8 protein-coding genes and 2 pseudogenes are annotated in these 10,841 nt (G+C 37.4%); 5 read left to right on the top strand and 5 right to left on the bottom strand.

All coding sequences use genetic code 11. The annotated features are described in order from the left end of the window. Nucleotides 1-470: pseudogene (locus AVJ19_RS19350) on the top strand (IS1 family transposase); the annotation flags it as partial. A 51-nt stretch (nt 471-521) separates the two neighbouring features. Here the strand turns inward: AVJ19_RS19350 and AVJ19_RS19345 are convergent. From AVJ19_RS19345 to AVJ19_RS19335, 3 genes and pseudogenes are all read right to left on the bottom strand, one after another. Beyond that, entirely contained in the window at nt 522-740 is a 219-nt protein-coding gene (locus AVJ19_RS19345; protein ID WP_111861214.1) for a hypothetical protein, read from the bottom strand. Nucleotides 741-893: 153 nt separating this feature from the next. Next, the gene (gene aspS / locus AVJ19_RS19340; protein WP_111861213.1) at nt 894-2,681 is read right to left on the bottom strand and encodes an aspartate--tRNA ligase; all 1,788 of its coding nucleotides are present in this window, start codon (nt 2,679-2,681) and stop codon (nt 894-896) included. Between the two features lie 182 nt (nt 2,682-2,863). Beyond that, nucleotides 2,864-3,636, bottom strand: a pseudogene (locus AVJ19_RS19335) (DUF4184 family protein). A 135-nt stretch (nt 3,637-3,771) separates the two neighbouring features. On the opposite strand from AVJ19_RS19335, the gene znuD reads away from it, so the two are divergent. From znuD to AVJ19_RS19320, 3 genes are all read left to right on the top strand, one after another. Beyond that, nucleotides 3,772-5,910 carry a zinc piracy TonB-dependent receptor ZnuD gene (znuD, locus tag AVJ19_RS19330; RefSeq protein ID WP_111861212.1) on the top strand — a complete coding sequence of 713 codons (2,139 nt, stop codon included), beginning with the start codon at nt 3,772-3,774 and terminating at the stop codon, nt 5,908-5,910. 83 nt (nt 5,911-5,993) lie between these two features. Next, complete coding sequence (locus AVJ19_RS19325) at nt 5,994-7,457, top strand: phospholipase D family protein (protein WP_111861211.1); 1,464 nt, start codon at nt 5,994-5,996, stop codon at nt 7,455-7,457. Nucleotides 7,458-7,742: 285 nt separating this feature from the next. Beyond that, nucleotides 7,743-8,933 carry a tetratricopeptide repeat protein gene (locus AVJ19_RS19320; protein ID WP_162626660.1) on the top strand — a complete coding sequence of 397 codons (1,191 nt, stop codon included), beginning with the start codon at nt 7,743-7,745 and terminating at the stop codon, nt 8,931-8,933. A gap of 51 nt (nt 8,934-8,984) precedes the next feature. Here AVJ19_RS19320 and AVJ19_RS19315 read toward each other — a convergent pair whose 3' ends face one another. Continuing rightward, entirely contained in the window at nt 8,985-9,437 is a 453-nt protein-coding gene (locus AVJ19_RS19315) for a hypothetical protein (protein WP_111861209.1), read from the bottom strand. Between the two features lie 173 nt (nt 9,438-9,610). Here AVJ19_RS19315 and AVJ19_RS19310 point away from each other — a divergent pair, with 173 nt between their 5' ends. Next, the gene (locus tag AVJ19_RS19310; protein WP_111861208.1) at nt 9,611-10,114 is read left to right on the top strand and encodes an RcnB family protein; all 504 of its coding nucleotides are present in this window, start codon (nt 9,611-9,613) and stop codon (nt 10,112-10,114) included. An 85-nt stretch (nt 10,115-10,199) separates the two neighbouring features. Here the strand turns inward: AVJ19_RS19310 and AVJ19_RS19305 are convergent, their stop codons facing one another. Further along, nucleotides 10,200-10,694, bottom strand: a complete 495-nt coding sequence (locus AVJ19_RS19305; RefSeq protein ID WP_111861207.1) for a phosphate-starvation-inducible protein PsiE — start codon at nt 10,692-10,694, stop codon at nt 10,200-10,202. Nucleotides 10,695-10,841: the final 147 nt, after the last annotated feature.

The raw sequence follows: 10,841 nt of genomic DNA, 5'->3' as shown, positions 1-10,841 counted from the left end.
GCGAGGCAGTGGTGTCAGAGATATAGCTGAAGTTGAGAGAGTGAGTATCGGTAAGGTTTTACGTACACTCAGCCAATCAAAATATCATCTTCAAGCAGGGCAAAGTCATTATGAAACCCTTGAGGTAGATGAGTTTTGGATTTTTGTCGGTAATAAGCAAATAAACAATGGTTAATTTACGCCTATCATCGAGAAACAGATGAAATCGTTGCTTATGTATGCGGTAAGTGAAATTTAGCCACAGCAAAACGACTCAAATTAAAATTAAAGCAATTAGGTGTGAGCTATAGATGTATATCAAGTGACACTTGGGAGAGTTTTGTTACAACCTTTAAAAATGCAAACAGTTGATTGAGGGCAATAATTGTCGCTTACGTCATCGGAGAAGCTGCAACTTCTCAAAAAAGCTTGAAAATCATTTCAAAGCCTTTGATTTAGTGTTCTTTTATATCAACAATGGATTCGTTTAATGCCAGCATACTTTTTGGTACACCACCAAAAATATAATAGCAGGTGATGAATTAACTTCGGTCAGCATTACCTTTAACAACTAAATAAATCAGTGATGCCATAATCAGAAAACCACCACCAAAACAGCTTAAACAGAATAATAAAATACGTTGATATTTATCTAAATCAAAAAGTTGGTGGTTGAGGATATATAAGACAAAGCCCCATTGAATAAGTGAAAACGCAATAAGAATAATCGTATGACGACGAACATCGGGACGCATAGCCATGGGAGAATTACCTTGTCAAAGAACGGACTTAGTATGCCATTTTTGAGAACGAATCTCAATTTATATCCGCATAGATGTATGGATCTATATATTGTACTTCATTGTATTAAAAAAACCCTGCACGATGGCAGGGTCTTCACTGGTCTAAAAGAATTAAGCTTCTTTTGTTTCAGCTTTTGGTTTTTCACGTAAACGAATACCCAGATCACGCAATTGATTTGGTTCAACGGGTGCAGGTGCTTGTGTCAATGGACATTCAGCTGTTTTGGTTTTCGGGAATGCAATCACGTCACGGATTGAAGATGCACCTGTCATCAACATCACTAAACGGTCAAGACCGAATGCCAAACCACCATGTGGAGGCGCACCGAATTTCAATGCATTCAATAAGAAGCTGAATTTTTCTTCGGCTTCTTCTTCACCAATACCAAGCGCTTCAAAAATCGCTTTTTGCATTTCAAGGTTGAAGATACGCAGTGAACCACCGCCCACTTCCGTACCATTTAATACCATGTCATACGCAACTGAAAGCGCAGCACCTGGATTGTTCTTCACTTCTTCAACACTTGATTTTGGCAGTGTGAATGGGTGGTGAACAGAAGTCCATTTGCCATCGTCAGTTTCTTCAAACATTGGGAAGTCAACAACCCAAAGCGGTGCCCACTCGCATGTTGCGAGTTTCATATCGTGACCGACTTTGATACGTAAAGCACCCATTGCATCGTTTACAACTTTGGCTTTATCTGCACCGAAGAATACGATGTCGCCATTTTCAGCACCAACACGTTTCAACAAATCAAGTACGATTGGCTCGATGAATTTAACGATTGGAGATTGAAGACCTTCAATGCCTTTTTCAAGTTCGTTGACTTTGATATAAGCCAAACCTTTCGCACCGTAGATACCAACAAATTTAGTATATTCGTCGATTTGGCTACGTGGAAGTGCGCCTGCACCTGGTACACGCAGTGCAACGATACGACCTTTAGGATCTTTAGCAGGACCTGCGAATACTTTGAATTCAACGTCTTGCATCATTTCTGCAACGTCAACCAATTTCAAAGGAATACGCATATCTGGTTTATCAGATGCATAATCACGCATCGCATCTGCATAAGTCATACGTGGGAATTTGTCGAACTCAACATTTAAAAGTTCTTTGAACATTTTAATGGTTAAAGTTTCCATCAAATCCATAATGTCATCGTCACTCATGAACGATGTTTCAACGTCGATTTGAGTAAATTCAGGCTGACGATCCGCACGTAAGTCTTCGTCACGGAAACATTTAGCAATTTGGTAATAACGGTCAATACCACCCACCATTAACAACTGTTTGAACAATTGTGGTGATTGTGGAAGTGCATAGAAGCTACCGTTAGATACACGACTTGGTACTAAATAGTCACGTGCACCTTCAGGTGTTGCACGTGTTAAAACAGGTGTTTCAACATCTAAGAAGCCATTTTCTTCGAAATAGTTACGAATTAAGTTGGTCAATTTAGAACGGAAACGTAAACGGTCAATCATTTCAGGACGACGAATATCGAGGAAACGATATTTCAAACGTACTTCTTCCGAAATGTTGGCATTTTCATCATTCAATGGGAATGGAGGTGTTTCAGATGCAGCAAGAACTTCGATTTCTTTACCTAAAACTTCGATTTGACCACTCACCATATTGGCATTTTCTGTGCCTTCATAGCGACGACGTACACGACCGACAATTTTTAATACAAATTCTGAACGTGCTTTGTCCGCAGTTGCAAATGCTTCAGGGGTATCAGGGTCAATCACCACTTGTACAAGACCATCACGGTCACGCATATCAAGGAAGATGACACCACCGTGGTCACGGCGACGATGTACCCAACCGCATAAAGTTACGGTTTGGTCGATTTGGGCTTCAGTCAATGAGCCGCAGTAATGAGTTCGCATCATAGCGTTAGAAATCCAACTATATGGGTTAAGGAAGCGAGTACGTAAACAGCGTATCGCCTAAAAATGTAAGCTGAGATTATGCCTCTTTGAGCAGTCAGTCACAAGGACTTAGACTCAAAACTCAGTATTTGTTCTATAAATATAAGCGGATTTGAATGAAATCTTGGTGACTTAAACTGCAATTAATCTTTAGTGGTAAAATATTTCCCATGATTCAAAATAGTAAAGAGTACACAACCTGCTGTAAAACAAGTGATTGCACCTTGAGTAAAGGCTTTGATCATAAAGCCGATAGCGATATATAGGTCAGTTTGTTGTGGTACAAAACCTTGGCTTTTTGCAAAATAGACATAATAAAAACAACCGCAGAAAAAAGAAATTAAAAACAGTAAAAAGCTAAAGATCCGTATTTTTAGGGAAGGTACTTCATTTGTTTGATATTTAAAATAATAATGTATACCCATCCAAGCCAAAAAAGGCAAAGCAAGTGCAGAACAGCCGATTTGCAGTACACGATGCATTGGATAAGTATGCTGAAAAAGTGTTATGGGTTGAGCTAAAAAAGTTTTAAATGCAAAGGTTCTAAAATCCAAGTGGGTTAAGCCATCCCAAATAATATGTGTGGCTGTTCCGATGATGATTGCCAAAACCATCCAAATAAAAAATTGTATGAAAGTTGAGATTGAATTGATATTTAAAGGTTTATTTAAGCCCAAAAATTTAAAAATAAATGGTCGATATAAGCCATACCATAAAAAACAGAATAATAAACCAACCAAAAGGTCAGGATAAATGATGCCTTTAAACCGATGATTCAAATGAATTTCTGTTTTAACCAACAGTCGATATAAATCAGGTGTCATTGTCCCGATCGCCAAAGCCGCAATCGGCAAACGATTGCTGAAAGTTTAGAAAGTGGTGGTGCTAAAACAGTATGAGAAAGGGTAAAGGGCATAATGACAAAAAATAAGCATAGAACTTTGTTAGTTTAATGATTTCTGAGAAATAGAATGTTTTTTATTGCAAATAAAATGAAATGTTATAATATAACAACATTGATTTTAAAATATGATGCTTCGAGAGCAATAACATGTCTTTTTCAAAACATATTTTGGCACTATCCATTTTGACTGTATTTTCTACAAGCAGTTGGGCGGAAGAACAAACGACACCACAGCAAAAAAAAGTTGCTAATGAGGAAGGCATTCAACAACTCGATACTTTGACTTTGACAGCACATCCTTTGCAACAATCTAAACAGGACTTTGGCGTTGCAGACCAAACCATTTCCAAAGAAAAATTACAGCAAGGTGGCTCAACTTTAGGTGAAGCACTCAAACAGGAATTGGGGGTACATTCAAGTAGCTTTGGTGCAGGTTCAAGCCGCCCTGTCATTCGTGGGCAAGAGGGCGCACGTGTGAAAGTTACACAAAATGCAACTGAAAGCATGGATGTATCGAGTTTATCTCCCGACCATGTGGTGACAGTCGATCCGCAACTTGCAGAAAAAATTGAAATTATTCGTGGACCATCAACATTACTTTATGGTGCAGGTTCAGTGGGTGGTTTGGTGAATGTCACGGATACTAAAATTCCAAGTGTCATGCCTGAAAATGGTTATAGTGGTAATGTTGGTGTACGTTATAACTCAGGCAGTGATGAAAAATTGGGGCATGCAGGTATCACAGTGGGCTTAGGTTCAAATGTGGCATTGCGTGTGGAGGGTTTAAAACGTGAAGCCAATGATTATATTGCACCGAATTATACGGTGATTGAAGATCATGGTGATCATACACACAGCAACAAAGAACGCCGTGTAGGCAATACCTTCTCTGAATCTGACAATGTCAATGTCGGTTTGTCATGGATTGGAGAGCGTGGTTTTGCAGGTGTCTCTTATAGCAATCGCCAAGACAAATATGGTTTGCCAGGACATAGTCATGAATATGAATCCTGTCATCCACATGGTGATCATTTACATTGTGGCGGTCATGATGACCATGATCATACAGGACATGATGATCATGCACACGACCATGAACATGACCATGAACATGATCACGATCATTCAGGTGCAGGTCCTTGGATTGATTTAAAAACAGAACGTTACGATTTTCGTTCTGAGTTGAATGAACCATTTGCAGGTTTTAAAAAATTACGTGCACAGGCGAGCTATACCGATTATCAACATGATGAAATCGAAGGCAGTGAAGCCATGACGACTTTTGAAAGTAAAGCTTATGAAGGTCGTATTGAGCTGGTCCATAATCCAATTGCACAGTGGGAAGGGGTATGGGGTGTACAAGCCAGCCAGCAAAAATTGGATATTTCAGGTGAAGAAGCGATTTTTGCACCAAATAAAACCCAAAAATACAGTTTATTTGGCTTAGAACATCGTCAGTTTGGTGATGTGCATGTGGAGTTGGGCACACGTTTTGATCATCAAAAAATCGAGATTGATTCAAAACAAAAAGACTATGATGGCAATGCTTTTTCTGTATCGGGTGCAGCAAATTGGGAGTTTAAACCAGATTACACATTATCTCTGTCAGCATCGCATCAACAGCGTTTGCCGACTGCACAAGAGCTATATTCAAATGGTGGACATTTCGCCACCAATACTTATGAATTAGGTAATGAAAACTTGGATAAAGAGAAATCCAATAATGTGGAGTTAGGGCTACATTATGAGGGTGATCAACTGAGTTATCATGTGCATTTGTATCATAATTGGTTCGACAATTACATTTATGCACGTACTTTGGATCAGTATGAAAATTTCCGTTTGATTGAATATTCACAAGATAAAGCGAAGTTTTATGGCACAGAAGCGGAAGTTGCATATCAGTTCAGTGATGTCTACAAGGCAAGTGTTTTTGGTGACTATGTGCGTGGTAAAATCGACAATGACAATGCGCCACGAGTGCCTGCTGGACGTTTAGGAACCCGTGTAAATGCTGATTTTGATGAGCATTGGTCAGGTTCAGCCGAATATTCACATGTGTTTAACCAAGATAAATTTGCAGCTTATGAGCAGGAAAGCAAAGGCTATAATATGGTTAATGTTGGAATTGCATATCAATATCCATTGGCAAATAAACAACACGCTAAAGTTTATTTCAATGCCAATAACTTGCTCGATGAAACTGTTTATGAACACAGCTCATTCTTATCGAACATTCCACAAATCGGACGAAACTTTGTGGTGGGTGTAGACTATAAATTCTAAAATTTAAAGTTCATTCACCAAATCGTTATTGAAAATAAAAGAGATTCAACCTAGTCTGACAGCAGTAGACTAGGTTTTTTAATATGCGTATCTTCAATAAAATTCACACGAAGTTGAATTGGTCAAAACGTCGTTATTTAGGTTTAATCTTTGCTGTATTGGCATTGGGTTATTTATCTTCTGCGATTTATCATACAGTAAAACCTATGCCACAAGGGCTGAATTTTACAGGACCTTTAAGGCATGCTGATGTGCAATTTATTGCAGATGAAACGTATATGGATGCACAAGGTAAGCAACAGATTGATCAACATATTTTTGATGAAATCCTGCAACTGATTAAACACGCTAAAACCACCATTGTGGTTGATATGTTTTTATTTAACAGTGAAGTTGGTGAGTCTAAAATTCAGCAAAGAGCATTAACTCATCAATTGACGGAAGCCTTGATTAACCAAAAAATTGTCAATCCAAGCCTTGAAATTAAATTTATTACTGACCCAATCAATTCGGTTTATGGGGGTATTGCTCCTGAACAATATCGTAAATTACGTCAAGGTGGGATTGAGGTAATTGAAACCAATCTTACGCCACTGCGTACTTCAAATCCAACATGGTCTGGTTTTTGGTATTTATGTTGTCAAGATTTGGGTAATAATGCTGAAAAAGGTTGGTTAAATAATCCATTTGGCAAAGAGCCGATCACGATTCGTAGCTATTTAAATTTATTTAATTTTAAAGCCAATCATCGTAAAACCATTGTGGTTGATACTGACGAGGGTTGGAAAACTATTGTCACTTCGGCAAATCCACATGATGGAAGCTCTCGCCATTCCAATGTTGCATTGTTGGTAAATGGGGCAATTGCAACAGATGTATTGAAGTCCGAACAACCTGTGGCGCAGATGTCGAGTGGAGATACACCATTTGTAGTATTTGGTAAATTGCCAGAAAATAAAGCCAATCCGCAAGTACAAGTGCTGACCGAGCAAGCGATTTATGAGGCTGTATTGAAATTAATTGACTCTGCTAAAGCCAATGATCAAATTGATTTAGCAATGTTTTATTTGTCGGAACGTAAGATTGTCAAAGGTTTAATTGAGGCTAAAGAACGTGGCGTAAAATTACGTATTCTATTAGATCCAAACAAAGATGCATTTGGTCGCCAGAAAAATGGTATTCCAAATCGCCAAGTGGCTTCTGAGTTGCATGATGCGGGTGTTGATGTGCGTTGGTGTAATACTCAAGGTGAGCAATGCCATAGCAAAATGATTGTGAAACGTAATGCGCAATCTGCTGAATTGATTTTGGGTTCAGCGAATTTTACTGCACGTAATTTAAAAAATTATAATTTAGAAACGGATTTACGTGTTATCGGTGCTCCGCAACAGCAAGTTTTCATTGATGCCGATCAGTATTTTAATACAGCTTGGTCAAATTTGAATGGTCGCAATATGAGTGTGGACTATAGTAAATTTGCGGATGAATCTAAGTTTAAATATGGTGTTTATCGTTTTATGGAGTGGAGTGGGCTGTCAACATTCTGATTTAATTTATAAATTTGTAAACTATGCACTGAATACTTTACAATTCAGTGCATAATTGCTGCTCAAAATATTTTAATTAAAAAAATTGAGCTTTCTATGTTGAAAAATAAATCTTCGAAAAAATTCAAAACGACCTTATTAAAATCAATTCTTGTCTGTGGGATATTTATTTCACCATTTGCTTTTGCCGAAAATCCTCTTGTGACTCAAGCCAAAGAACTGCAAACAGGCAGTGAAAAAGTGGGGATTGATCATCAAAAAGCGATTGTACTGCTGAAAAAAGCAGTGGATGAAGGGGATGCTGAGGCGATGTATTTGTTAGGTCATTATTATTCACCTAGCAATGAATTTAGCTATGTACCTGAAAATTATAAGATGTATCAAATGTTGACTTTAAAAGCTGCAAAATTAGGACATTGGGATGCAATCAGTCAAATATTGTCAGATGAGAGTGCATTGAAAGTTTTTTATATGGCTGCTGAAATGAAAAAAGAAATCAATGCACTAAAACCTGTGATTGCAAAGGGAATCAAAAATAAAGACCCAAAAGCATATATTGTAATGTCTGATTTATTAGATCAGCCCATAAACTATAGAAACTTCAGCGCTGAACAATGTCAATGGCTATATCAAGGTTATCGTTTAGGGGATATATGGGATGCAGGTTACCGCTTAAGAAGTTGTGGAGATGATGATTTAAAGAAAATGAAAGCACCATCATCGCAAGAATTTAGTCAGATGTATGATAATAATGTACTTAAAGAAATTCAAACTTATAAACAAATAGCACAACCAACTTTAAAGCAAAAAACCGATCTTTTGAATAAAATTGGTTGGAATCAGGCAGAGGAATTTGCTAAATTTTCTGAAAAACTTCAGAAAGAAATAAAAGATTTCTATATTCAGCAAGGAAAACAAGGCTATAGCGATGCTTATATATACATAGCAAAAGATCATTTAGAATTCAAAGATAAAAAGCCTTGGTATGAAAAAGCTGCAAAATTAAACAATCCTATTGCTTTGACTGCACTAGGTGATGCTTATTTATATCCTGATGATGAAAAACAAAAGCCAAATCCTAAACTCGGGATTCAGTATTTAGAAAAAGCCATTCAACTAAATGATGTGGAAGCGATGAATACATTAGCTGTTTGGTACAACAATGAAAGTAAAAAAGAACAAGATCAAGAGCAGGCGGAAAAGTTATATTTACATGCTGCTCAATTAGGTTATGTCGTAGCTATGCAAAATTTAGCAAGGGTTCTTGATGAGCCAGAAAGTTATAAATGGGCAAGTATTGCCTTCCAAAATGGAAGCAGAGATGAAGAGATTTTACCGATGGCATATCAAGCTTATGCTGAAGGTATTGGAGTTAAGAAAGATCCAAAAATCGCAGCAGAAGTACAGCAACTTATAGATCGTATTGAAAATAATGATCAAAATTTTAGAAAGGCTGTAGGGCTTGGAGAAGAATAATTAAAAGTGAAAGCCAAAGTTAAACTTTGGCTTTTTATTTTTTATAGATTGTTATGGCTGTGGATTTGGTGGAACCATTTTATCCAAATCTTTATCTGAGATTTTATCCAATTCGTGCAAATCAGTTTTAATTTTCCACTGACTTTCATCATCAACTGGCTGTGGTAAACGCGCTTCTAACCAGTCACAGACCACATCGGGTGGAAAATCAGCATGATTACACTGAATCACCCACGCTAAAAATTGTTTAGCTTCACCATTCATATAAGGTGGTGGAGAAACAGGCAAGAATTGAGTCGGAAGACGTTCATTTTTAGAAATATAATTCAGCACATGACCTAACTCTTGCACTGTTTGCCAAGCCAAAGGATGCTCGATATTAATCTGAAACTTAAACCACCAAGCTGATTTTCCATCTGTACCATAACTGTCAATAAAAGCTTTTTGCACACTTGGTACTTTACAAAAAAATTGATGTAAACGGTCAAAACTCAGTTCAGCCACAGTACAGCATCCATCCAACGAAAAACAATATCTTAGCAGATTGTCTTTTAAATGGCTTAAATGAAATCATGAGAATGCCAAAATGATATTTCAGATTGTATGTAAAATATCCATGATTCATCTCAAATTAAACATTAAAATAGAGGTCAAATTATTTGATTGTGGAGGTTGAAATGACGAAATTATTAAACCTGAGTACTATGATCCTGACGTTTAGTACATTTTCAACCACACTTTATGCAGATGCACGAGATTGGGCGGGCTATCGTAGTGTTGAACGTCATCAGCATCGTGTTCCGACAACGACTTATCAATATACAGATCGAAATGGTTTGACCCAAAGTCAACAAATTCCGATTCGACCACCACAAAGTTATGGGCAATGGGGTAATACTTATCCGAGCTATCCACATTATCCGCATCAAAATTATCCCAATCAGCCTTATCCTGTCTATCCACCACAAAATGGTGTAACGATTATTTATAATCATCAATTTCCAACACAGACAACCTACTCTGGAAACAGCTATGGTTATGTCAATGGAAATGGGATGATTAAAAGTTCGCAATATACCTTGATTAGTGATTGGCGCCGTTATGGTTTGCCTGATCCACAAGTGGGGATGCATTGGGTCTATGAAAATGGACGTTATGTACAGATTCCCAATGATCGCTAGATAAATTGATATCAATCACTAAGATAATTCCCTCTCCTTGAGGAGAGGGTTAGGGTGAGGTGGATTTTTGTAAAACCTTTGATTTTTAAGCCAATTCATCATCCTCAGGTTTTGGCGTTTTACCATAAGGAAGTGGTTGATCTTGGTGCTTTTCCCGAATCACAGAAGGAAATTTCCAAGAGGCAAAGCGCACAATCAGAATTGAAATGGCTAAAATCAGGATTGAGCCTGTAATAATGAGTTGATCAATATCCGCTTTATGGTCATGTTGAATATCGGAAATGAGGAGACGGGTCAGTGCGGTAATGGCGATATAAATCAGGAAACGGACAGGCATGTGATTGGTTTTAAAATAAATTCCGACCATTGCACCCAATTCTAAGTAAATGAATAACAATAAAATATCATCAATGGTAGCGTATTTTTTTACGGTTAAAATATCAATAATGGTATGCACTGCCGACCACGCGATCATACAACCGATAATAAAAAGTGCTAAATAATGAAAGGCTTCTACAGCAATATTGCCAAATTTATCGAGGAGTTTTTCAATTTTTTCAATACGTGGGTCTTTATTCATTTCATCCTCCATTGTCTAGGTTTTAAGTTATTTAAAACCATGCAAATTTCATGCACATGAAAGGAAAATGAAGATGAAATAAAATTTTGAGAATGGTGATTGCTCATTTAAAATTTAATGCAACCCCCCATTTTGATAAAAATAAGG

The sequence above is a fragment of the Acinetobacter sp. CFCC 10889 genome, assembly GCF_003268395.1.
GTDB lineage: Bacteria > Pseudomonadota > Gammaproteobacteria > Pseudomonadales > Moraxellaceae > Acinetobacter.
Note: the sequence above shows the minus strand (reverse complement) of the source record. Positions and strands in the feature narration are given on the sequence as shown.

Bases quoted from the DNA above. Each gene is read 5' to 3' on its own strand.
- AVJ19_RS19310 (WP_111861208.1), top strand. From the start codon at position 9,611: ATGACGAAATTATTAAACCTGAGTACTATGATCCTGACGTTTAGTACA.
- AVJ19_RS19305 (WP_111861207.1), bottom strand. From the start codon at position 10,694: ATGAATAAAGACCCACGTATTGAAAAAATTGAAAAACTCCTCGATAAA.
- AVJ19_RS19325 (WP_111861211.1), top strand. From the start codon at position 5,994: ATGCGTATCTTCAATAAAATTCACACGAAGTTGAATTGGTCAAAACGT.
- AVJ19_RS19345 (WP_111861214.1), bottom strand. From the start codon at position 740: ATGGCTATGCGTCCCGATGTTCGTCGTCATACGATTATTCTTATTGCG.
- znuD (WP_111861212.1), top strand. From the start codon at position 3,772: ATGTCTTTTTCAAAACATATTTTGGCACTATCCATTTTGACTGTATTT.
- aspS (WP_111861213.1), bottom strand. From the start codon at position 2,681: ATGATGCGAACTCATTACTGCGGCTCATTGACTGAAGCCCAAATCGAC.